Source organism: Micromonospora sp. WMMD980 (genome assembly GCF_029626035.1).
Taxonomy (GTDB): Bacteria; Actinomycetota; Actinomycetes; order Mycobacteriales; family Micromonosporaceae; genus Micromonospora.
The window spans coordinates 3,062,006-3,083,392 of the sequence record NZ_JARUBE010000003.1 but is presented as its reverse complement, the minus strand read 5'-3'; the positions used below and the strand labels follow the sequence as shown (position 1 = coordinate 3,083,392).

The 21,387-nt window shown below is 69.9% G+C and carries 33 protein-coding genes; 3 read left to right on the top strand and 30 right to left on the bottom strand.

Annotation, left to right across the window (positions count from 1 at the left end; translation table 11 throughout):
* Window positions 1-31: 31 nt before the first annotated feature.
* From O7618_RS14360 to O7618_RS14340, 5 genes are read right to left on the bottom strand one after another with little or no spacing between them, the layout of a single operon-like run.
* Window positions 32-907 (bottom strand): hypothetical protein, encoded by an 876-nt coding sequence (locus O7618_RS14360; protein WP_278106589.1) that lies wholly within the window; start codon window positions 905-907, stop codon window positions 32-34.
* Complete coding sequence (locus tag O7618_RS14355; protein WP_278106588.1) at window positions 904-2,103, bottom strand: hypothetical protein; 1,200 nt, start codon at window positions 2,101-2,103, stop codon at window positions 904-906. Before O7618_RS14355 ends, O7618_RS14360 begins: the two co-directional genes overlap by 4 nt.
* 3 nt (window positions 2,104-2,106) lie before the next feature.
* Entirely contained in the window at window positions 2,107-3,060 is a 954-nt protein-coding gene (locus O7618_RS14350) for a phage tail domain-containing protein (protein WP_278106587.1), read from the bottom strand.
* A complete protein-coding gene (locus tag O7618_RS14345; protein ID WP_278106586.1) occupies window positions 3,061-5,238 on the bottom strand; it encodes a hypothetical protein in 2,178 nt (725 codons plus the stop codon). It abuts the gene before it with no gap.
* Window positions 5,235-5,420: a hypothetical protein gene (locus O7618_RS14340; protein WP_278106585.1), complete on the bottom strand. Its 186-nt coding sequence runs from the start codon at window positions 5,418-5,420 to the stop codon at window positions 5,235-5,237. The genes O7618_RS14345 and O7618_RS14340 overlap by 4 nt, the downstream gene beginning before the upstream one ends.
* Window positions 5,421-5,459: 39 nt before the next feature.
* On the opposite strand from O7618_RS14340, the gene O7618_RS14335 reads away from it, so the two are divergent.
* Window positions 5,460-5,621 (top strand): hypothetical protein, encoded by a 162-nt coding sequence (locus tag O7618_RS14335; RefSeq protein ID WP_278106584.1) that lies wholly within the window; start codon window positions 5,460-5,462, stop codon window positions 5,619-5,621.
* Here the strand turns inward: O7618_RS14335 and O7618_RS14330 are convergent.
* The 25 genes from O7618_RS14330 to O7618_RS14210 form a co-directional block, all read right to left on the bottom strand.
* The gene (locus O7618_RS14330) at window positions 5,594-5,866 is read right to left on the bottom strand and encodes a hypothetical protein (protein ID WP_278106583.1); all 273 of its coding nucleotides are present in this window, start codon (window positions 5,864-5,866) and stop codon (window positions 5,594-5,596) included. The two genes, O7618_RS14335 and O7618_RS14330, sit on opposite strands and share 28 nt — an antisense overlap.
* A 107-nt stretch (window positions 5,867-5,973) precedes the next feature.
* Window positions 5,974-6,519, bottom strand: coding sequence for a hypothetical protein (locus O7618_RS14325; RefSeq protein WP_278106582.1), 546 nt, complete (start codon window positions 6,517-6,519; stop codon window positions 5,974-5,976).
* Between the two features lie 9 nt (window positions 6,520-6,528).
* The gene (locus tag O7618_RS14320) at window positions 6,529-6,897 is read right to left on the bottom strand and encodes a hypothetical protein (RefSeq protein WP_278106581.1); all 369 of its coding nucleotides are present in this window, start codon (window positions 6,895-6,897) and stop codon (window positions 6,529-6,531) included.
* 17 nt (window positions 6,898-6,914) lie between these two features.
* On the bottom strand, window positions 6,915-7,199 hold the full coding sequence (locus tag O7618_RS14315; RefSeq protein ID WP_278106580.1) for a hypothetical protein: 285 nt from the start codon (window positions 7,197-7,199) through the stop codon (window positions 6,915-6,917).
* A 2-nt stretch (window positions 7,200-7,201) separates the two neighbouring features.
* The gene (locus O7618_RS14310) at window positions 7,202-7,432 is read right to left on the bottom strand and encodes a hypothetical protein (RefSeq protein WP_278106579.1); all 231 of its coding nucleotides are present in this window, start codon (window positions 7,430-7,432) and stop codon (window positions 7,202-7,204) included.
* Between the two features lie 38 nt (window positions 7,433-7,470).
* Window positions 7,471-7,911 (bottom strand): hypothetical protein, encoded by a 441-nt coding sequence (locus O7618_RS14305; protein WP_278106578.1) that lies wholly within the window; start codon window positions 7,909-7,911, stop codon window positions 7,471-7,473.
* Between the two features lie 36 nt (window positions 7,912-7,947).
* Window positions 7,948-8,883, bottom strand: coding sequence for a P22 phage major capsid protein family protein (locus O7618_RS14300; protein ID WP_278106576.1), 936 nt, complete (start codon window positions 8,881-8,883; stop codon window positions 7,948-7,950).
* Between the two features lie 26 nt (window positions 8,884-8,909).
* A complete protein-coding gene (locus O7618_RS14295; RefSeq protein WP_278106575.1) occupies window positions 8,910-9,437 on the bottom strand; it encodes a hypothetical protein in 528 nt (175 codons plus the stop codon).
* A gap of 166 nt (window positions 9,438-9,603) precedes the next feature.
* Window positions 9,604-9,933, bottom strand: a complete 330-nt coding sequence (locus O7618_RS14290; protein WP_278106574.1) for a hypothetical protein — start codon at window positions 9,931-9,933, stop codon at window positions 9,604-9,606.
* 35 nt (window positions 9,934-9,968) lie between these two features.
* Entirely contained in the window at window positions 9,969-12,023 is a 2,055-nt protein-coding gene (locus O7618_RS14285; RefSeq protein WP_278106573.1) for an ADP-ribosyltransferase, read from the bottom strand.
* A 6-nt stretch (window positions 12,024-12,029) separates the two neighbouring features.
* Window positions 12,030-13,409: a phage portal protein gene (locus tag O7618_RS14280; protein WP_278106572.1), complete on the bottom strand. Its 1,380-nt coding sequence runs from the start codon at window positions 13,407-13,409 to the stop codon at window positions 12,030-12,032.
* A 26-nt stretch (window positions 13,410-13,435) separates the two neighbouring features.
* Window positions 13,436-14,671: a terminase gene (locus O7618_RS14275; protein WP_278106571.1), complete on the bottom strand. Its 1,236-nt coding sequence runs from the start codon at window positions 14,669-14,671 to the stop codon at window positions 13,436-13,438.
* A 385-nt stretch (window positions 14,672-15,056) separates the two neighbouring features.
* Window positions 15,057-15,509, bottom strand: a complete 453-nt coding sequence (locus O7618_RS14270; protein ID WP_278106570.1) for a hypothetical protein — start codon at window positions 15,507-15,509, stop codon at window positions 15,057-15,059.
* A 316-nt stretch (window positions 15,510-15,825) separates the two neighbouring features.
* The gene (locus O7618_RS14265; protein WP_278106569.1) at window positions 15,826-16,125 is read right to left on the bottom strand and encodes an HNH endonuclease signature motif containing protein; all 300 of its coding nucleotides are present in this window, start codon (window positions 16,123-16,125) and stop codon (window positions 15,826-15,828) included.
* Window positions 16,126-16,374: 249 nt separating this feature from the next.
* On the bottom strand, window positions 16,375-16,629 hold the full coding sequence (locus O7618_RS14260) for a hypothetical protein (protein WP_278106568.1): 255 nt from the start codon (window positions 16,627-16,629) through the stop codon (window positions 16,375-16,377).
* Complete coding sequence (locus O7618_RS14255; protein WP_278106567.1) at window positions 16,626-16,838, bottom strand: hypothetical protein; 213 nt, start codon at window positions 16,836-16,838, stop codon at window positions 16,626-16,628. The genes O7618_RS14260 and O7618_RS14255 overlap by 4 nt, the downstream gene beginning before the upstream one ends.
* Entirely contained in the window at window positions 16,835-17,056 is a 222-nt protein-coding gene (locus O7618_RS14250) for a hypothetical protein (protein ID WP_278106566.1), read from the bottom strand. The genes O7618_RS14255 and O7618_RS14250 overlap by 4 nt, the downstream gene beginning before the upstream one ends.
* Window positions 17,053-17,328 carry a hypothetical protein gene (locus tag O7618_RS14245; RefSeq protein ID WP_278106565.1) on the bottom strand — a complete coding sequence of 92 codons (276 nt, stop codon included), beginning with the start codon at window positions 17,326-17,328 and terminating at the stop codon, window positions 17,053-17,055. The genes O7618_RS14250 and O7618_RS14245 overlap by 4 nt, the downstream gene beginning before the upstream one ends.
* A 53-nt stretch (window positions 17,329-17,381) precedes the next feature.
* Window positions 17,382-17,819 (bottom strand): hypothetical protein, encoded by a 438-nt coding sequence (locus O7618_RS14240; RefSeq protein WP_278106564.1) that lies wholly within the window; start codon window positions 17,817-17,819, stop codon window positions 17,382-17,384.
* On the bottom strand, window positions 17,816-17,941 hold the full coding sequence (locus tag O7618_RS14235) for a hypothetical protein (RefSeq protein ID WP_278106563.1): 126 nt from the start codon (window positions 17,939-17,941) through the stop codon (window positions 17,816-17,818). Before O7618_RS14235 ends, O7618_RS14240 begins: the two co-directional genes overlap by 4 nt.
* The gene (locus O7618_RS14230) at window positions 17,938-18,216 is read right to left on the bottom strand and encodes a hypothetical protein (RefSeq protein ID WP_278106562.1); all 279 of its coding nucleotides are present in this window, start codon (window positions 18,214-18,216) and stop codon (window positions 17,938-17,940) included. The genes O7618_RS14235 and O7618_RS14230 overlap by 4 nt, the downstream gene beginning before the upstream one ends.
* Window positions 18,216-18,479, bottom strand: coding sequence for a hypothetical protein (locus O7618_RS14225; RefSeq protein WP_278106561.1), 264 nt, complete (start codon window positions 18,477-18,479; stop codon window positions 18,216-18,218). Before O7618_RS14225 ends, O7618_RS14230 begins: the two co-directional genes overlap by 1 nt.
* A gap of 148 nt (window positions 18,480-18,627) precedes the next feature.
* On the bottom strand, window positions 18,628-19,086 hold the full coding sequence (locus tag O7618_RS14220) for a hypothetical protein (protein WP_278106560.1): 459 nt from the start codon (window positions 19,084-19,086) through the stop codon (window positions 18,628-18,630).
* A 22-nt stretch (window positions 19,087-19,108) separates the two neighbouring features.
* Complete coding sequence (locus O7618_RS14215) at window positions 19,109-19,507, bottom strand: hypothetical protein (protein ID WP_278106559.1); 399 nt, start codon at window positions 19,505-19,507, stop codon at window positions 19,109-19,111.
* 124 nt (window positions 19,508-19,631) lie between these two features.
* Window positions 19,632-19,955, bottom strand: a complete 324-nt coding sequence (locus O7618_RS14210; protein WP_278110010.1) for a hypothetical protein — start codon at window positions 19,953-19,955, stop codon at window positions 19,632-19,634.
* 415 nt (window positions 19,956-20,370) lie between these two features.
* On the opposite strand from O7618_RS14210, the gene O7618_RS14205 reads away from it, so the two are divergent.
* Window positions 20,371-21,171, top strand: a complete 801-nt coding sequence (locus tag O7618_RS14205) for a helix-turn-helix transcriptional regulator (protein ID WP_278106558.1) — start codon at window positions 20,371-20,373, stop codon at window positions 21,169-21,171.
* Window positions 21,162-21,362 (top strand): DUF397 domain-containing protein, encoded by a 201-nt coding sequence (locus O7618_RS14200; RefSeq protein WP_278106557.1) that lies wholly within the window; start codon window positions 21,162-21,164, stop codon window positions 21,360-21,362. The genes O7618_RS14205 and O7618_RS14200 overlap by 10 nt, the downstream gene beginning before the upstream one ends.
* The last annotated feature ends 25 nt before the right edge of the window (window positions 21,363-21,387 follow it).

Here is a 21,387-nt window from a genome sequence, read left to right as displayed (position 1 = left end):
TCTCCAAGGTGCGCGTGAGTCGTCTCACGCATTAGTCGGTGAACCAGGTCAGGGAGCCGTCGACGGAGCGGTCAGGGTTCACGCCCAGGCCGGCGGGGGTGACGACATAGAAGGACCCGTCAGGGGTCGCGCGGAGCCCGACCGTGGCCTGCCCGGACCAGTAGAGGGCCGTGCCGTTCACGGGGAACGACGGCCGGAAGCCGTCCGGAATCACGCCGACCTTCACCGTCGAGCCAGCCGGCATCGCCGCGCCCTTGCGCATGACCTTGACCGACGCGATGCACTGGCGGCCGACCCGACGGAGGTTGTTCTCCAAGAAGGTGTACCCACTGGCGACGCTCACGCCGACGGTTCCCGAGTCGTCCAGCACGGCGGCCCAGACCGTCCCGGTCGACTCGTAGGTGCGTCCGGTGTCCGTCTCGCGGATGCGCCGGCCGGGGGCGTGCGGAGGACGGGTGGACGACTTGCAGAGGATCTGACCGTCTTCGCCGATGTACCAAGCGCGCAGGCGCAGCAGGGTGAGCGCGCCGCCCGAGACGCGGACCTCGGCAAGCGGGATCTCGTATACGTCGTTCGGGCCGGTGCCGGTGAGCGGAGCAGGCGCGGTGTCGGCGGTGCCCTTGCGCACGGCCGTCCCCACGACGTAGCCGGCGGCCCGGTCGAGCCGGAGCACGATCAGGTCGACGCGGGCCGGCCCGCTCAGATCGATGGTGTGCGAGGTGTCGACGCTGCCGGACGCCCACGGGAAGCCGCGGAGGTTGCCCTTCAGGCCGGCGGGGATGATCGCTTGCGAACCGCTGACCCGCACGGGTGCCGGATCGTCGGGGTGGCCGCTCAGCCCGTCCGCACCCTGCGGCGCGGCAAGCGCCTCGTACTGCGCTTCGGTGAGCGCGCCCGTGGCGCTCATGGGGGACTCCTGTGCCAACTTAGACAGCCTCCAAGCGCCAGAGCCGGCGCGAAATCTGGCGCAGCGACCGGACCCAATCCGGGTCGGTGCTGGCGCTCTGGGTGCCGATGACGGCGGTGACAAGCTCGCCCGAGGTCGGCGTAGCGGTGATGTTCACGGCGCGAACGATGTCCGCGACGACTACGCCCGTGTTCAGCTCGATCGACACCAGATCGCCCAGGCCGTAATGCACGCCGAAGCGCTGCGTCGGGGTGTCGACGGTGACCGTTTCGAGCTGCGCCGACTCCGCGCCCTCCGTGAGGGCTTCGGCGGCGGCCCTGCGTCGTCTCGGTCGGGTCGTCGGTGTCGCGCCGGTCGACCAGGGTCACCATGCGGCCCCAGGTCGACGCCGCCGCCGACACGACCTCCGTGAAGTTGCGGTCTACGCCTTCGCCTTGCGCGCCGACGATCGCGACCGTGGCCGTCGGGGCGGCCGGCGTGTAGGAGTAGCTGAGCAGGTTGCTCAGGCCCCGCGAGAAACGCACCTGCCCGCGAAGGTCGCGCGGCTGGTAGACCTCGAAGACGACTGACGCGCCGACCGTGGCTTGCCGGGTGCGGAAGCCGAGGCCCCCACCAGCCAGCGCGACGGACCGAAGCGCGTCGCCGAGCGGGTCCAGCCGGAAGCCGGCGGTGACGCTCGCGCCCCGGCCCCCGTCGGCCGCCAGGGTCAGCCCCGGGATACGCCGCGCCGCGATGGCCGACGGGCCGACGTTCTCGCTGACGAGCTGGCGCATCATCGTTTCGGCCTTCGTCGCGGCGAAGGTGCGCCGTCCCGTGGCCTGCGCTGTGATGGCGTGTGCCGGGTCCGGGTAGGCGACCTCCGCGACGATCGACGCGAGGTCGGAAGCGCACGCGATCGTCGTCGTGCCGCTGCCCGTGTCCGCGCCGTCGATGGACCACTTCTGCGCGCCGGGCTGCTCGATCGGACCGGCGATGACGACTTCCCCCGGGTAGCCCAGTGCCGGGGCCGGGTCGCGCATGACGACCAGGCGGTTACCGGGGGCGAGCTGCGCGACGGACAGGCCGTCCGTGGGGACGGTCAGGGTCGCCACGTCGGGCTCGTTGAACTTCAGGGTGATGTCGAGATTCGTCCAGCGGGTGATCGGGTCGCCGATCACGTTCAGGTTTCGGCCGGTGACAAGGATCGTGAAGGACATCGCCTAAGCCGTTTCGTAGCGCGGCACGTAGGCCAGGTCCACGGCCGAGCCGGGGCCAGCGCCGGGGACGGAGAAGTTCACGTCGTTCAAGCCCGGCTCCAGGCCCCAGAGCACCGCGCCGGGCCAGTTGAGCGCCCACGTCAGGACTTCGCCCGAGGGGCCCCGCACGGTCGGCGGGTCGGTGGTGACGGTGATCGTCTGCCCGGCGGCCAGGCTGTAGGAGAGCGTGAACGACTGGCCGGTGGTGTAGTTCGTCGCGACCAGGCCCGTTGCCGGGCCGATGATCGTCCAGGTGGGCCAGGCTTCGGCCTCGCCGGGGTTGACGATCTCGACTTCGCCGAGCACCCGGCCGGACGACAGCGACGGGAACGGCCGCAGGAACGGCCGCAGCGTGGCGAAGGAGTAGCGGGTGACAAGCTGCTCGGTCGCCCGCCAGTACGGGTCTTCGCAGTAGAGGGAGACAACGGCGGTGTCGTGGGTGAAGCCCTGCCCGGCCTCCCCGTTTAAACCGCCCTGGTAGGTCACCAGGATTTCGCGGGACGAGCCATCCGGCCGGCTCACCCGGAGGCGGCCGGGGCCGAGACGGCGGGTCATCGTGAATGCCCGGACCAGTGCCCGCCACCGCTCGATGAACTCGGTGTGCGTTTGGCCGAAGACCAGTAGCGGCCAGTTGATGACGCGGGCCTGCGGCTGAATGTGCCGCACGCGAGCGCCGCCGCGCGGGTGGGCGTCGGTGGTCATTTCCACCTCGACCGCGCCGAGCCCGCCTACCTGGTCGATCGTCGCCCAGCCGAGCGCCGGCTCAGTCAGCGGCCACTCGCGGCCGATCGGGTCGACGTAGACAGCCTGCGGCCGGCGAAGGTCCGACTCGATGCGCTCACGCGGGGCGGGGACGTAGGCGGGCAGGTCGTCAGACGTGGGGGTCTGGACAACCTGCCCGCCGATGATCAGCGGCATTTAGCGAGCCCTTCCGATGCGCGCCGTGATCGCCTGCCGCTCCTGAAGGGCGCGGAGCTGCGCGATCGTGGCCTGCGAGTCGTGGAGGTGATAGGAGGTCGGGCCCGCCGCCTCCATCGCAGGGGACAGCGCGCGAGCCGAGACAGCGCCGACGTTGACCGTCGTCGCGTCGGGGATCTTCGTGAGCGCCGATACGGCCTTCGTGACCTCGCCGGCCTTCTGACGGATGCCGTAGGCCATACCGGTCGACACGAAGCGGCCGAGGGCCATGAAGACCCGCGACGGCGAATGGATGCCGAGGGCGTCCTTCACGAACGCGGGGAGCTTGTCCGTGATCGCCGAACGGACCGCGCCGATAATCCGGCCGGCGCTGTTCTGAATGCCTCGGATGAAGCCCGAGATCACGTCAGAGCCGATCGACACGAAGCGGGACGCGAGCCCCTTCACGGTGTCGATCACCCGGTTCTTCATGCCGGTGAAGGCCGAGATGAGGCGGGAGATGCCGGAAGTCACCGCCGAGCGGGCACGGGACATCATCGAGCCGAAGAACGACACGACGGCTGAGGCGAAGCCCGAAACGGTCGAGCGGATCTTGCTGCCCATGCTGGCGAACCAGCGGCCCACCGACGCCGCCCAGGAGGCGACCGCCCGACCGGCCTGCGCCAGCTTGGAGCCAATCCAAGAAACGATGTCGCCGAACAGGCCCTTGATCAGCGCCCAGATGCCGCCCGCGACACCCTTCAGGGTCGACAGGATGATCTTCCAAGCGCCGCCGAAGACGTTCTTTACGCCCGTCCAGATCAGCGGCCAGTCGAGCGTGAAGATGCCCTTGATGATCTGGAAGACGCCCTTGATCGTCTGGATAGCGCCGGAGATGATGCCGACGATGCCCTTGAAGATCGGCTTCACGGTGGCGATCAGGACCGGGCCGAGGAAGCCGAAGACGGCCTTTAGGACCGTTCCCAGCACGCGCAGCACCGGCAGGGCCGCCTCGAAGCCGGTCTTCAGCAAGTCGCCGAGCTGGCCGACGAGCGGCATCGCCGTGGTCGCCATCCACTGCCACATAGGCAAGAGCTGTTCGCGGAAGAACTTCGCGGCGAACTGGCCGAGGTCGGCGAAGACCGCGCCGATGCCCTTCAGGGTGGGCATGAGGGAGGCGGCGTAGGTCTTCGCGCCGTCGAACGCGGTTCGGAAGGCTGCGCCCGCGTCGATGATCGGGTTCGTCCACTTGCCCAGGTCGACATCTGCGCCCTGACCGGTGAAGGACCCGAAGAACAACTTCGCGGCGTCGCCCGCCTTGCTGAAGGTCGGGCCCGCCTTGTCGAGCCCGCCCATGACGGCCTTGACGGCGGGGCCGAGGCCCGAGTTAAGGGCCCGAACGACGCTGGTCACGGCGGGCAGGAACGCTTGACCGAGCTTGGCCTTGGCGTCTTCCCACTGCGCCGTCAAGATGCGCTGCTGGTTCGCCAGCCCGCCGGAGGTCTTCGCGAAGTCGCCTTGCGCTACCTTCGTCTGCTTCATGATCGCGGCCTGCGCGGCGAGCACCCGCTGTTGCGGGGTGAGCGCCTGCTTGGTCGTCTTGATCAGGCCCAGGCGGAGGGCTTCGTTCCGCAGGGTCGCGTCGTCGAGCAGCACGCCGTACTGCCGCAGCGGCTCGGACTCACCGCGGAGTCCCGCCGCGATGGCTTCCATGGCCTGCGACGGGTCGGTGTTGTAGAACGACGCGAGGTCGGTCGAAAGCTGCACGAGCTGCGTCGAGAAGGCGGCGTTCTCCTTGCCGGCCAGGCCGGCGGCCTTGCCGTACACGCCGAAGGTCGCGGCGGCGTTCTGAATGGCTAGGTTCGACTGGCCGAGCTGCTGAGCGCCCTTACCGGCGAAGGCCATTACCTGATCGGTCGCGGAGCCGAAGACGGTCTTCAGCTTGTTCGCGGCCTCGCCGAGGTCGGACGCCTGCGTGATGGCGTCCTTCAGGAAGGACCCCACCTGAGCGCCCGCGAAGACCGCCGCGAGCGGGCCAGCGAACCGGCCCGCCCCCGCCAGCAGCGCCCCGCCGAACGCCCCGCCGGTCTTCCGGCCGGCCGCGCCCATCTGCGGGTCGACATCCTTGGAGAGGTTCTTCCCGAAGTCCTTCGCGGACGGGATGACCTGAAGGGTTGCCCACCCGACGCGCGTACTCACTGATGGGCCTCCCTCTCGCGGCGGATGCGGTCACGGGCCGCGCGAAGGCGCGCGAACATGTCGGGGTCACCGGCCGTCGTGGCGGCCTTCTCGGGCTTGGGCCGCAGCGGGTGCGGCTCACCGGTCAGCGCGCCGTACACATCGGCGAGCAGGACATCGGTAGGGGTGGTGCCGTACGGCACGCTGTGCTGAAGCGCCCAGACAGCGGAGCCGGGCGGTAGGTGGTCGACCAGGACGCGCAGGCGTCGCCAGGACAGCTCGCCGCGCCAGAGGCCCGCCAGCTCGACGCCGTAGTACCGCTGAAGGTCGGCCTCTACGGCGTCGGCGTGGTCGCGGACCAGGGCGACGAGCGCGGTCAGTTTCCCGCCCCGCCCGCCTCCTGAATGGCGTTGAAGAGCCGGCCCAGGTCGCCTACGGTGCGCTTCGCGCCCTTCGGCTTGAACTTCGTGTACTGCGCGGGGCCGAGGATCAGCCGGACGCAGGTGACGAGGTTGCCTTCCTCGTACGCCTCCATGGCGTCGAGATCCCAGGTCAGCGACGGCTCGATCTCGTACGACTCGCCGTCGAACTCGAAGGTGACGGTGGAACCGGTGGCCTCGGCCTTCGCGGCGTCGCGGGCGGTAGTCATGGGTGCTCCTCCAAGAGCTGCGGCGCGGATGGGCGCGGAAGAGAGGCCCCGGAGGCGTCCGCGCTGCGCCCCGGGGCCCCGGGTAGATCAGTAAGTCGACTCACGCACTACGGCGTGACCAGGCCGGAAAGCTCCGTGTAGAGCGTGCCGTCGCCCTCGGGGTAGAGGGTGACCAGGAAGTTGTAGGCGGTCAGCTCGGTCTCCGACTCCTTCACCTCGCCGTCAACGTCAGCGGTCGCCCGCTTGACCGTCCGGCGGATGCGCTTGTCGCCGTCGCGAAGCTCGAAGCCGATCGCGAAGTCCCGATTCTGCGGAACCTTGATCTTCGCCGTGACCAGGCCGGCGGTAGTGCTCCGGGTGCTGCCCGGGTTCGCCAGCTCGAAGACAACCTCGTTGTCTTCCAGCGCCGTAAACTTCACGGTCCGCTTGTGCTTGGACCGCGTCTTCCGAATGAGGATGCCGCCCCAGCCGTAGAACTCCGACGAATCCTCGTCGCGCTCCCAGGTGAAGCCCTCTTCGCCGTCGAGAATGCCGACCGGCTCCCAATCCACGCTCCACGGCGTGATGAGGTCGCTCGGCTCGACGGTGCCCACGTCGGCGATGTAAACGTCTGCGCCGCCCCAGAGGTCGGCCTTGGTCGGGTCGCCCGCCATGCGTGCTCCTTAGATGCTGATAGGCCGCAGGCGAGCGCCTACGGTGATGGACGCGACGGGCCGCCCGTTGTCCGGGTCCGTCGTCGGAAGCGGGCCGGTGTAGTGGCCGAAGCTGCGAACCGCCGGGCCGCCCGGGTAGTCGAGCAGGGTCGCGAGAATGCGGAAGGCCAGCGCGACCCCGGCGGCCTCGGACTCGGCCCAGACGGTCACGCGGACCGTGGACGTAGCTGCAACGGGATAGCGCATGGCGGTGTTGTCGGTGCGGACCATGGCGTACGGCGTGGGTGGCGCGTCGCCGCCATCGAAGCTGTCCGGCGTCTTCGTCCCGAAGGTCACCTCCGGGTGCGCCGGCCGCAGCACCGCGAGTGTCGCGAGCATGGCGTCAGGGAACGTGATCACGTCTCGCGGACCTCCAAGGCCGCCGCGCCCGCCGCCTGCGTCAATACGCCGTGCTTCGCCTGCACGCCGACGCCGCCAGGGTGGGCGATGTCGACGGCCGCCGCCGCCCGGTCGGTCGTGTAGGTGCTGACCTTGACGTGCATCTCGTGCTCGACGACCGACGGGTGCGCCGCCGCCGCGCCCCGGATCGTCTCGGCGAGGCTGCCGACCTCGGCCGCTACCTCGCTCGACTTCAGCACCGCGAGGATGCCTCGGTGGTCGAGCCGGATCTTCGCGGCCATAGTCAGCTCCTTATCGCGCGGACGGTGACGAGGGTCAGCACGTCGCGGGAGGGCGAGCGAAGTAGCTCCGGGTCGCCCTCGATGTCGTAGGTCGTCGCGGCGATGCGCAGGCGGTCACCTCGGCGCACGTCGGCACCAGCGGGCATGAAGACGGTCGTGCCAGACAGGAAGCCGACGGCCGGCAGCGCGAGCGGATCGCGCCATGAGCCGTCGCGGTTGCCGTACTCGTCCACGCCTGAACGGCGCAGGATCGTGACCGCATCGGGGTATCTCACAGCAGCTCCCAGAGCAGGCCACGCGGCACCGGGGGTTCGTAGGCCGAGGGGGTACGGACCGTGTAAACGCCCCTACCCCCGCCCGCCATGCCGGCGGCCCGTTTGACGATCGTCGCTTCGGCGGCCAGCAAGTAGAGCGTCGCCGTGCCCTGCGCGTACTGGTAGGAATACGGGCCGACCGTCTCACCCTGGTAGCCGTCAGGGTTGCGGTAGGCGCGCAGGGCCGCAGCGACCGTGACCGTGCGGACGACCGCCGGGGCCGTCACGGTGAGGCCGTCGTCGGCGACCCAATCCGTGCCGGCCTCGGCGCGGACGAGAGCGGACGCGTCATCGAGCGCCGCCCCCGCCCGGACCAGGTCGTTACCGGTGATCGCGCCCGGGGCCAGGCCGAGGCGCTTCTCCATCTCCGCGACCGTCGCGAGCGGGGGCAAGCTCATGCGTCATTCCTTCCGCGTGTCGTCTCACGCATTGGCTCAGGCGACCGGGGTACCGGTCTTCACGCGCAGGGCCGGCACGATCTCGGTGAAGCCGTCCGGGTCGTTCTTGTCCAGGCGCGGGTACTTCAGCGCCTGCGCACCGATGAAGGTGGAGAAGATCGACCGGTCGGCGAGGATGTTGGAGTCGTAGTCCTGAACCCACCGCATGGCGAAGCCGTTCTCGCTGCGGCTCTCGCCCTTGGCGGCCCCTGCCGGGACCTTCGGGGCCCGGATCGCCAGGGTGAAGGCGTCGCGGCCGTAGAAGACGATCTCGTCGTCGTCCAGGCGGTTCGACTCGACGGTGTTGAAGCCGCGCACCTTACCGACGCCCGCGTTCCGCAGGGCCTCGGTCGAGCCGGACTGCGAGGCGTCGGAGATTGCCTTCGCGTCGACCAGGTTCGCGTAGACGCCAGTGCCGCACGCAGCCCAGAGGCCGTCAGCCGGCAGGCCGAGGTCGCGCAGGGTCTTCCGGGCCCGAGTGAAGGTCAGCTCCGGGGCGGCCGGGTCGTAGGCGATGCCGACGGACTCGGGGAGCGCCTGCATTGTCTCGACGCAGAAGTTCTCGATGTCCTCGACCATCGCGACGAGCTGCGGCGCGGTGACCTGCCGGGTGAAGTCCTCGATGCTGAAAGTCATCTGCTCGTCGGTCAGGTCGACCGCCGAGTAGATCATGTGGGTCATCTTGACCGCGACGGTGGACTCCTTCAGCTTGTCCACGACGATCGGCGTGCCGGCCTCGGCGAGGGTCCGCCGCCGGGCCTTCAGCACGGCCGGGATGCGGACGTTCACGCTGGCGCCCTTGCCGCCGCCGAAGTCGGACTCGTAATCGCGGTTGAAGGTTGCGGCGATGAACAGGTCATCGCGGATCAGGCCCAGGGCGGTCCGAAGGACCTGCTCCGGGATCAGGAACTCGTGCGGAGTGGCAGTAGCCATGTGGTTGTTACTCCGTTCTCAGAAGGTCAGTAGGTGCCGCGAACGGCCTTGATGACGGCGTTCGGGTCGAAGCCCTCATCGCCGCTGGTGGCGTGGCCGGGGACCAGGCGCGGCTTCGGGCGGCCCGGGATGGGCTCGGTCGTCTGCTCGGCCTTCACGCCGAAGTCCTCAGCAAGGGCCTTCGCGCTCGCGTTGATCTCGTCTTCGGTCGCGCCGGTGACGTACTTCGCGAGCTGCGCCGGCAGTCCGTGCGCCTTGACGGCCTCGGTGATGGCACTCGCGGTGCGGAGCTTGCCGGCCTCGGCCTCGGCCGCCTCGGCGCGCTCGATCGCCCGCTGAAGCTCGCTCTTCTCGGCGTCCTCGCGGGTCTTCAGCTTGCCCTTGACGCCGTCCAGCTCGGCGCGGAGATTCGCGACCAGCCGGGCGGCCTTCTCGGGGTCGTACTCGCCCTCCCACTTCGGAGCCTTGTCCGCCGGGGCGGGCGGGGTGGTGCCAGTGCCGCCCTCGCCGTTGCCGGCGTTGGTGTTCTGCGGCTCGTTCTCGTGCTCGGGCACTCTGTGACCTCCTGAGGTCGGTAGAGGTGTGCGGGCCTTGCCGCACGGGTGTTGCACCCCCCGTCAGAGGCCCGTAGGCCGTCTCACGCATCGGGTGTGGGTACGAGAAAGGCCCCGAGTGCGCCAAGCGCTCTCAGGGCCTCTCAGGGGTGTTTCGGGGGGCTAGCTAGTCACCGCGGAGTCCGTCCAGCGGTGCCGTCTTCGGTGCGTCGTGCTGCGTGTGGTTCAGGATCTCGGCCCACGCCGTGACCAGCTCGACGCCGTCCGCCGCGCCCTCGTGAAGGATGTCGTTCACCATCACGCGGACCGTGTCGGCCGCCTGGCTCAGGTCGGGCCGGGGTAGCCAACCAACCTCCGCCCAGCCCTTGCGGGACAGATGGCCGACCACCTCGGGACCGACGCGTATCGTCACGATCTCGCCTTCGCCCGAGTAGTCGTGCGTCGGGTAGCGCCTCGGGGCGTAGGCCAGCTCCATCGGCTGCTCATGCCAGGGCATCGCACCTCCTTAGATCCGCGAAGCGTATCACGCACCTACCAGGCGCTGTAGCTCACCGTCGGTTTCGCCTCGCGGGGCATCGGGGTCAAGCCCTTGAACGACTCGGGGTCGACGCCGTCCGGCAGAACCTCCAACTCCACCACCCACTTCCCGTCCGACTGATAAACGTCGTGCACGAAGGTGAAGGTGGAGCGCTGAAGCAGCGCCTCGTACTCAGTCTCGAACTGCGAGATGGGCATGACCCACGCCGCCTTGTGGCCTTTTGGAACGCGGATGACGAGCTGCACCGGCTTGGAGCTGAACGCCGAGCGATGCCCGACCGAGGTCGACATGTAGCCGTGCTGCACCTGCACTGTGCCGATCAGCTCGCGCGGGTCCGGCGGCGGCATCGAGTGCGTGCGGCCCCCGCCCGGTAGCTCGAACTCCATGAAGGTAGAGCCCCGGTGAACGAACAGGTCTTCGGGGACGGGCGTAAACGCCTCGTCGGCCTGCGCGGTCCACTTGCCCCAGCTACCCGGCGGCAGCGTGTGCCCGTCGGCGTGCGCGCGAAGGGCTTCGTTCCAGGGCCCGAAGTCGTTGCCGCTGTACTTCGTGATCGCGGCGGCCTGCTTCGCCGTCGGCACCGGCAGCGCCCGGTCGGCCCACTCCCGGCCGGCCTCGTGTGAGGCGTGCCGGATCGCGTCCGCGTCCATGCCCTGAAGCTGCGCCGTGACGCCGTTGACCTCGCGCCACTCGGAGAGATACCGCTTGTGCCGCGTGCTCAGGTTCCGGTACGAGCGGAGCGCCTTCAGGTACGCCGGGTCGACCTCGGCGGCGGCCTTCGCGTCGGCAACCTTGCCGAACAGGCCCTTCGCCTCGTCGAACAGCGCCTGATCGACGTACTTGTTCGCCTTCAGGTAGTCCAGCGCGGCCAAGTCGTGCGACTCGATGACCTGCCGGACGTACGAGTAGTTGAAGCTCGCATCGAGCTTCTTGGCCGTACCCAGCGCGTCATAGCGGGCGTGGACCTTCGCCAACCACCCATCAAAGAACCGCGCGCCGTCGACCTGCGGCGGCTCGGGCTTCTTCGGGGCGGCCGGGGCCGGCTTGCCCTGCCACTTCTTGACCTTCGCGGCCTCCTTGGCGGCTGCCTTCGCGGCGGCCTCCTCAGCGACCTTGGCGGCCTCGGCGGCGGCGATGGCCTCGGCCTCGGCGGCGGCCTGCTCAGCGGCCTTCGCGGCGTCAGCGGCAGCGCGGGCGACCGCCTCGGCGGCAGCAGCGCGGGCCTTCGCGGCGAACGCCTTCACGGCCTCTTCCTGCGCGTGCGCGATGGCCTCGGAAGGGTTCGTGCCGATCGGATGCTTGGCGTCGTACGCCTTGCGGAACGCCTGCACGGCCTCGGGCCCCGACTTGCCGGCGGTGGCCTCGGTCCAGAGGTCTTGGAGCTGCGGCCCGATGCCCGGCCACGGGTCGGCCATGTCGTAGACCGGGACGACGAAGCACCCGCACTTGTCGTGATACTTCGCGACCCCGTCACGTAGGCCGGCGGTCGTCGCCGACTTGTAGACCGGGCCCCGGCTGGCGAGCATCGCGCAGAAGTAGCAAGGCCGGCCGTCGCTCAAGCGGGCCCAGCCGAGCGCCTTCTTGTCGCGGTAGACGCTGCCCTGAATCGTCGCCCGGCCACCGTCCGCCGCGTGGCGGTAAGCCATGCCGGCGGCCTTCACCTCGGCCGACGCGAGCGCCTGCGGCACCGTCGCGCCCATGCGGATAGCGCGCTTCACGGCGACGGGGCCCGTGACGAGCAGCGACGTAGCGACTTGCGCCGGCGGAAGGCTGCCCGCCCACGCGATCTCAGGCAGCGCGCCCAGCACGCCCGACGCTTGCCGGTGGGCCAGGTAGAACGCTCCGCCTAGTCCGGCCGTTTTCCGGCGGGCCTCATCGAGAATTCTCGACGCCGCGGTGACGTAGACCGGGAAGGTCTTATCCAGGTTGCCCGGGTTCAGCAGCGTGCGGAACGCCAAGGTGAGCTGTGCGGCGGCCTCGCTCGCGACCTTCGCCTGACCTACCCGGTAGCTCTCGGCAAGGGCGTCGGTTGTCAGCGGGGCCGCCACGCATCATCACGCTCCGATCGCGGGCTGCGCCGGCTCGGCCGGCAGGGCGGGGGTTGCGGACTGGCGGGTGAGGGCGTCGGCGAGTTGCGCCAGGCCGTCCGCAGACGACGCCATGCCGCGCCAGCGCTCGATGTCCTGATCGGTGACACCCGGGATGCGCTCCCATGCGGCCTCGGCCGGCACGGCGAGCATGGTCACCATCTTTCCGAGGGCATCCACGGCGACGGCCAGCGAACGGGCCTCGGTGTCGCGCCAACGCACCTGCGCGGACAGATCCAGCGCGGACCGCTGGTCACCCGCCGCGAGGGCGGCGAGCCGAAGCGTCTGCTCCCAGCTCTCACCGAAGATCGTCTCGTACTCGCCGATCTTCCGTTGCGTCGCGGCCTCGGCGGCGGCGAGCGCGTCCGCGCTCAGGTTGACCAGGTCGCCGAGCAGCACGTGAGGGGAGAGCTGCGCGATGGCGGCCAGGGTGCGGACGCCGGAACCGTACGTTTCCAGATGCCCAGTCACGTCGGTCTGATCGAACGATCCGAACTTGGCGTCAGGGCTGTCCGAAACCCAGAGCCGGTCAATGGCCGCTTGGAACGGCTCGATCGGCTGGCCGAACAGGGGCGAGTCTTCGTCTTCCTCGATCGGAATCGACAGGCCCGTTGCCCAGCGCTGGCGGAACGACGCGTACTGAAGCGCGATCATCAGGGCGAAGACCGCTTCGTTGATCCGGTCCTGAAGGACGATCAGCGGGGCGATCACGCCCCGGTTCTCGCCGTCGAGCCGGTCGCGGAAGCGGACCAGCGGGCACACGCCGAGTCCGTGCGCGTCGGAGCGGATCAGCGTGAGCCGGCTCCGGTCCTTCGGCCGGGCGAGCAGGTGCACGGCCTGGTCGTCGTAGACCTCGAAGAGCTGCGCGCCGTCCGCCGAGCGGCCCTTGATGCGGAGCCCGTGCACCGGCCATTCGTCGTCGTCGTCTTCGTAGAAGGCGATCGTCTTCAGCGGCGACAGCGGCCGGATCAGCGGGGCCGGCTCGCCAGGCAGAACCAGCACGTAGGACGCGCCGAATTCCAGCGCGCCCCGCGTCGCGATCGTCTGCCGAGCGTCGAGCCGGTTCGCCTGCCAGAACTCCCACGGCCGGGCGTTCGTGGTCGACTTCGCCGGGCGGTAGCCGTCGACGAACAGACCCTTGACGTACGTCTCGCTGATCAGCGGTAGCCAGTTGGTGATGCTCTTCCGCGCCAGGGCCTTGTATTCGGCCTTCGCGCCCCGAGGGGCGTACGGCGGATCGTGCTCGCCGCGCAGGTAGCGGGCGACGTAGCCGTTTCCCTTGTTCGGGTCGCTGGTGAGCGCGGCGTGTTGGCTGATCAGGTCTTCGGCGAGGCCGACGACGGACACGGGGCCTCCTCGAAGGCGGGTAGTGGTCAGAAGCCGTACAGACGGCCGGTGCGCTTGCGGCGCTTGGAGAGCACGCCTTCGCCGAGCACGCGACCTCGCGCCATGCGGGCCAGCACCAAGGCGGCCAAGGCGTCGACCTTCTTCGTGCTCTCGCGCGTCTCCTTGCCGAAGCTCACGCCCCAGCGGTTCGGCCGGCGGCGGCCGTTCAGGACGTGTCGGCGTAGCGCCTGGTCGCCGTTGTGCGGCACCTCGCCGTCGATGAACGCGCGGTGTAGCGCCTCGACGGCCCGGACTGTGTCGGCCTGGTGGCCGCGCATGTCCCAGGCCACGGCGTGCCGGGTGGTCGCCTTGATCAGCAGCCGCTCGCCGTACAGCTCGCGCCAGCGGTCCACGTCCGTTTCCCAGAGCGCGACATCGCTGAAGAACGCGACCACGTCAAAGCGTGTAAACGCGTTGTCGACCATGTCCCGGACGGCGTCCTGATTGACCTCCCAGCCCAGACCCGCCGGGCCCTCCGGGCGCTCCCAGAGGCCGAGCAGGAACGGGGCCCCGTCGGACACGCGGACCGCGACCAGCGCGGACGAGTCGTCCGTACGACCTCCGTCGAATCCGAGCGTCACCGTGTCGCCGTCGGCGAGCGGGGCCAGGTCTTCGCGCAGGTTCGCGTCGTACTCGTGAGGGGCGACCCAGCTATCGGCCGCCGCGACGATCTGATTCAGATAGAAGCGCCGGGCCTCCTCCGGCGGCGTCGCCGGGTCGTAGACCTCCTCAGCGATGCGCTCCAAGTCGACCCAGCTCGAATCGCCGTAGGCGCAAGCCAGTCCGGCCATGAGCTGATCGCGGTCGGCCAGCTCGACATGCCCCGGGGCCTCGCGGGAGTCGTAGAGCAGGCCCTTGCCGCGCGTCCGCTTCTCGGTCATCGACAGGAACGCGAGATAGGAAATCTCGGCGACGGTGTCCTGACCGGGGGCGTGCGCGTTGGTCGTCTCGATCGCGCGGGCCATGCCGTCGCGGCTCTTGGCGAGGTTGCGCCGGATCACCTTCGCGAGGGCGTGCCCGCCGTTGGACGCTGTCCAGTGGTGCGTCTCGTCCATCACGGCGAAGCTCGGCCGAGCGCCCTCTTGGCTGCTCGAAGACGCGGTGATCGGGTGCAGCTTGCCGCCGCCTGGCAGCAAGATCCGCGTCTTACCGATCGCGTCCTTCGGCCAGCCCATCGCGGCGGGAAGGTCGGACTCCTCGACCATGGACCGGATGGCGGCCATGGTGTTTTCCGTCTGCTGCTCGGAGACGCCCGCAATCACGACCCAGGGGGCCGGATGGCGCTTGCCTACGGGCTCACCCTCGGTGTCCCAGTGGGAGAATCTGACCGGGCCGCACAGTTCAGCCAGACACAAGGCACCGAGGAACGGGCTTTTCCCCAGCCCTTCGCCCTCCTCAGCACCGCGCGGCGGTAGATGAAGCGGCCTCGGTCGTCCACGGCGTAGAACCAGAGGACGAAGTTCAGTTGCTCCCGCGTCATGCGGTAGGGGTCGCCGGCCTCTTCGCCGTCGGGCTGAAGTAGCCACCCCTCGATCCAGTCGATGACGCCCCACCCGAGGGTCTTCACGGACCCGTCCATGGGGAAGGTGGGGATCGTGGTTACGGCCTTCACGCGAGCCGGCGGCGGATGTCGCCGCGCCGCTCGTCCAGGCTCGTCACGCCGGCCGGCAGGCCCTCGTCGCCCTCGTCCAGGTCGTCATCCTCGACGCGCATCCGGGCGCGCATCCGGTCTACCACCGTCGCCCCAAGCCGCTCTTCGTTCATGCGGATCTCGGAGAGCGCGGCGGCCGAGGGACGCTTCAGGTAGCCCTCGACGATGGGCGCCAGCAGCGCCAGGCGAAGCCAGTCGGTCATTTCGAAGACGGCAGCCTGCGGCGAGCGCCGCCACACGTCATACCAAGCGAGCACGCCGTCACTGAAGGCCCGACCGCCGGTCAGCTCGGCCAGCTCGGGGCCGCGCAGCTCGCCATCGCGGGGAAGGACGGTCTCGCCGTGGGCGGGGGCGTTGCGGCGGCGGCGTTGACCGTCGGGCTTCGGGGCGTGCATCGTGCCTCGGGCCATGGCGGGACCTCCTCTCAGGGCGTGTAAACGGAGATGGGGCGCGCGCCTCTCCCACCTCGGCGGGAACGCACCTCTCACCCCGGTCGGTGATTCGTCCCGCTGCGCCGGGTCGGCCGGCCGTGCGGTTTCCCAGTGGTCGAAGCGAGGCGCGCGGGGTCTTCCCGGGGTGGTTACGGTGCGCGATATCGATGCGGGTCGTTGTGACCTCACTGCCCGTACGCACAGGGAGGCGCTATGCCTTCCCGGTGTCGGGGCCGGCGGGCCGGGGGCCCTCCCCCACCCCTCGCGGCTCGATCGGCAGTCACCGTCCGTGAGATCAGAGCGATCCGGGATGCTGCTCGGGCGGACGACGGCGCGACGCGGCAGGCCGGCGTGCGGCGTTGCCCTCGGCCGCTGTCTTCTTGCCGTGGTGCCAGCGACAGATGGCGCGCAGGTTCTCGGGTTCGTGGTTGTCGCCACGCTCGATGTGGTCGACCTCGCCAGCGGGCGCGAGGCAGCGCGGGCCAGATTCGAGCGGTACCTGACAGCGGTACGCGTCACGGCGCAGGATGCGCAGGCGTCGTACTGCCCAGTCGGAGGGGAGGCGGGCACTGCGGTCTGAGCCCTCCCATGCCACAGCAACCACCCCCCGGGTACGAAGAACGCCCCGGGGGCACTCGACCGAATCGGGAGCGCACGCCCGGGGCGTCAGGTCAGAGCCTCGGTGGCGCAGCGCCCGAGGCGTTCAACGCATACAGCCCCGCTACCTAGCCGGTCCCCAGGGGCACACCGGTCGTAGGTAACGGGGCTAGCAGCGGGTGCGGGTGAGAGCGCGTGTAAACGCGTCTCTCCCTACACCTAACAAGTCGGCCAGCTTGGTACCGCGCTACCGCTCGCGGCCCTGGTCGCGGGACGCAGCACACGCACGGCACACGGAGCGAAGGCCGTCGGGCCGGTCTGGTCGCTCGGCGAACGCCCGCGCCGGCAGGTCGCGGCGGCACACCCCGCACGCCTTGTACGGGAGCCGGCCCCGAGCGATACGCCGGGCGAGCTGGCGGCGGACGCGGTCGGCGAAGTCGGCCGGGTCCAGGGCGTACCGCTCGGCGACCTCGGCGGCCAGCTCGGCGAGCGGGTCCGTCACGAAACCGGCTCCAGGTCCGACGGTGTCCGGTAGACGCCGTGCCGGTTGCGGGCCAGCCCGACCGACTCGGGCGGGACGCAGCGCCGGGTGTTGACGTTTCCGGTGCGGTGCCGGTCGAACGTCGAGACGGCGCTGAAGGTGCAGTGACACGTGCCGCAGTGCGCGATGCTCAGGCCCGTCCAGGCCACGCCGCAGGCGCAGGTAGTCACTTGTCGTCCGTCCCGGTGGCGAAGACCACCCGGACCAGCATGAGCGCCAGCGAGACGCCCAGCGCGCCGACGTAGCCGATGGTCGGCATGTCGGTGAGCCACTGCGCGTGGACCACCCCGACGGCGACCATGAAGACGAAGGCGACCAGGGCGACTCGCAGCAGCGCGGCGACGACCAGGGCGACAGCGGAACCGATGACGGCGGCGACCTTGCTCACTCAGAACTCCTCGGGGCGATCTCGACGGTGTTGGAGGCGGAAGGGTGGACGGCGAACGGCTGATTGCCCATGACCTGAAGGGCGCCCCAGTCATCGCGGTAGATGGTCACGTTCAGGTCGGCCAGCTTGAACGTGACGCGGGCGTGCCGGCCCAAGCCGATCGGGATGTCGGCGTACTGGTCGAGCACCGCCGACGACGCCTCTGGGTCGGTCGCGAGACGGGCCGCGTCTCGCTCGGCCTCGGCATCTGCAACTCGTCGGCGCAGGCTCACGAGCTTGTCCTGAACCCACCTCGGTAGGCGGGCCTCACGCGGGTCCGGGGCCGTCACTCCGCGGCCTCCTGGCGAGGCTGGAAAACCAGCAGCGGCGACCCGCCTTCGGCCTCGTCGCAGGCGTCCAGGATGCCGGCGGCGTACGCGCGAGCCTCGGCCAGCGCCAGGGCCACGGCCGCCAACTCGCCATCGCTGTGCACCTCGACGTGCACGAACGGGCGGGCACCGACGCGGCCCGACCGGACGTAGGCGAAGTCCCCGGGCGTCGCGCTGCACATCACCCGGCGGGCAGGGCCGGCGGGCATGGCCTCGCTGATATCGAGCTGCGCCGGGGCCTCGTCGTCCGCCTCGGGCTCGCCGTACTCGACCAGGAACGCGGCCACGCTCAGCGCCACGTCAGCGAGCTTGTCGGGCGACGCGGGCTCGTCGGTGAGCTTCGCGACCTCTGCGACGTACTCGCGACCACGGATCAGGGCTTCATCAGGCGTCATGCGGCACCCCCGGACAGCTCGAAGACGGCGATCCAGGCGGCGGCCATGGCGAGCAGCACCGCCGCGAGAGTGAAACTCGCGACCAGGGCGACCACGACGGCGCGCATCACGCGGGCGATCACAGGCGACCCTCGTCGAGCAGCGCGGCCAGCCGGACGAACGGCCGGGCGGCAAGCGCGTTGCCCTCGGTCAGCATCTCGTCGCCCACCCGCCGGACCGCATCCGCGAGCGCCTTCGGGGCGACAGGGGGAGCCTCGCCGAGTAGCCCGGAGAGGTGGTCGCGCAGCTCGCGGACCTCGTCGCGGTGTAGATAGACGTTGTAGCGGCCGTCCGGCGTGATGCGCAGGTCGTCGTCGCCGTCGAACTCGTCGGCGATGTCCAGTTGAGCAAGGCGCATCAGTTGTCACCGGCCCCGGCGATGGCGTCCTGAACGGCGGCGTACGTGGCCGCGCTCGCGATGGCGTCCAACATGCCGCAGAACCGGGCGGCGCTGCGGCGGTCGGTGCCCAGCACGGCCAGGGCGTCCGCCAGGTCGTGCAGAGCCTTCGCGGTGGCCTCGTGCTGCGCCAGCGTCAGGCCCGGCTCGTTCACGAAGGGGTGGTCGGCGGCGTTCGCCTCGTGCATACGCTCGACCAGCGCGGCGGTAGCGGGCTTCAGCATGGGGGGCCTCCTCGGGCCGATGTGGCTTGGACATCAAGCCAGTCGGCCAGCGGCACCCGAGGTGTTCAGGGCAAAACGAAGCCCGCCCCGGGTCGTCTCCCACGGGGGAAGGAGACGGGCCCAGGGCGGGCGGTCTGTTAGGGGTGGATCAGGTAGCGCGGAAGGACGCCGGATGCTCGCGCCCACTGGACGCGACGGCCAGGGGCACGCCCGGCTCCGTCGACGCTGTCACCCGCCAATCGCCATGAAGCCGGTAGACGGCGGCGGTCACGGGTGCGCCGTCGACGGTGAGAGTGGTGGGCTCGCCTTCACGCATGGCGACGTTGACCCTGTCGGACGCCTCATGCTGACTGACACCCAGTGCGGCAGCGTACGGAGCCACGAAGGCCATCGCCGCGTGATGCTTCAACCAGCCGGGGTACTCGTCGGACGTGCGCGGAGCGAAGGACCAGACGGTGACGCCGGCCCCCTCGCCGGGGTCGGCACCCCGAGTCAGCCCGACGGCGACGGTGACCGCGTGAACTCGGATGGTCGAGACCTCCGGCGGCAGTGGTGAAGCCTCGTCCACGTCCCACACTGTGAAGCTGACCCGGGGTACCTGCGTCATGCTCTACTCCTGCCGGCTGACCTCAGAAGACGACGACAGCGTAGCTGCTGTCCGAGGCGCTGCCGCCCGGTCCGCTGCCGCGCACGACCCACCGCCAGGTGCCCGGAACGACCGGGCAGAAGGCCCACGTGGGCAGGGTGCAGTACGTGCTGTTGGTGCAGTCGTTGTCGTACTGGCCGTCGAGCGCGCCGTTCGGCTGGTAGCGGTAGCCGTGGATGTAGATGTGGCCCTTGCTCCAACCGTTCGTGGTGCCCGAGCCGCTGAGCACTCCGGCGGTGTAGGTCATGCCGGCGACGGTGCTTCCCGGCGTGACGGAGGGCTGCGCCGCCGCCGGCTGGGCGGTCGCGGCGATCCCGGCGGCCGACAGGGCGAGCGTCGCGCCTGCGGCGACGATCTTCTTACGGAGGTTCGTGGGAGTCATGTGCGTCTCCTAACCGAGACGGGTTGGGGGTTGTTGAAACGCGACGGGAGAAGCCTGGGAGCCTGCGTGCGCGGTTCAGGCTCCACGGGCGGCCCGCGCTCCCTCGGCGGGATCGGCCGCGCCATCAGGACCGGCCCACGATCGAACGCCGGAACGGGCCCCACGCCACGAAGCGTTCGAACATCTCGGGCGGGCTCAGCCCGTCGTGCGGGTTCAGGTGATACAGGTCCCGCATTGCCTCGAACATGAGGCCAGCCAGGTAGATCGACAGGCCGGGCGGGTTGTCCTCGTACTCGACGCGGAGCAGAAGGCGGGCGTCTGCGCACGGCCACGGGTTGCCGCATGACCGGCACGCCCACCCCGGACGCATCGGTGTGTGCGGCAAGGCCGTCTCAGTGCGGTAGCGGGGCCGGTTCGGGGTGGGGCCTGCGGACGGAAACGGAAGCATGGACGAGATCACCACCGGCCCCCGTTCGCCCGGAACGTCTGGGCCGGCGTCAGGTTGCCCGCGCGGCCGTTGTTCAGCGGCCGGAAGAATCCGGTGGGTTCGGTCGCCCACGCCGGGCGCTGCGGTGCTGGGCGCGGGCCGGGCTTCGGCGAATCGGGGTCACAGCGCCAGAACCGAAGTCGCACGGCTGGCCTCCTTCGTGTCGGTGAGAAAGCGGAGCCGCCCCGCCCCTTCCCGAGACGGCTCCGCTCGGTTCCGCCCCCGGCGCGTACTCCGCAAGCGGTTCCGTTAGTGACACTCTGGTGTGGATGTCGCTACCCTCGGAAGGCCCTTCGCGCAGGTGGGCAGGACCGGGCGGCCGAGTCGCCGACCTGTAGAGGCGTGAATAGTTGATCTCAAGGTTTGGGGACCGCTGATGGCTGACTTGCCGCACCCGCTCGCGCTGTTCATCGTCAGCGAGATCCGCCGGGCCCGGGGTGCCGCCGGGATGACGCAAGAAGCGTTCGGGCGGGCCGCAGGCTTCAGCGCGTCGCACGTCAGCGCCGTGGAGGGCGGCACGCGCGCCCTCACCATGGACTTCATCAAGGGCGGCGACAGAGCGCTCAACAACGGGGGCATGTATGAGCGCCTGGTGGAGAAGCTGGGCGTGCCGTCGTGGTTCCTGCCCTGGTTGGATGCGGAGCGCGCCGCGACGCAGCTCCGATGCTGGCAACCGTCGCTCGTCCCCGGCCTGCTACAGACGGAGGACTACGCCCGAGCCGTCATCCGGTGCGACGACACCCTCAGCGAAGAAGAGGTCGACCGTAGGCTTGCCGACCGGATGGAGCGGCAAGCGATCCTGACCGGGGGCAACGCGCCGCAGTTCATCGCGGTCATCGCCGAGGCGGTGCTACGCCGGGCGCGGGAAGACTTCCGGCACGTCATGGCCGGCCAGATAAAGCACTTGATTGCGCTCGCCGAACGACCGAACATCAGTGTGCACGTGCTGCCAGACGACATCAGCATGCACGTCGGCTTGACCGGGCCCTTCAGCCTCGCGCGCTCGCCCGAGCACACGTGGCTAGGGGAGATGGAGAACCAGCTTGGCGGGGTGGTCGTCGAGAAACCCGCCGATGTGGATACTCTGATGTCAAGGTGGGAGACGGTCCGCAACGAGGCCCTACCCCGCCGCCAGTCAATCGAGCTGATGAAGGAAGTTGTGAACTCGTGGACCTGATCGGCGCTCACTGGCGCAAGTCATCCCGCAGCGGCTCCGGCGGCGGTAACTGCGTTGAAGTAGCGGACAACCTGCCCGGCGTCGTTGGCGTGCGGGACTCCAAGGACCCGACCGGGCCGGCGCTGGCATTCGAGCCGGCGACCTGGCAAGGCTTCGTGGACTACGCGAAGCGCATCGGCCCCGTCGGCTGACCCAGCACGAACGAAAGCCCCCGGC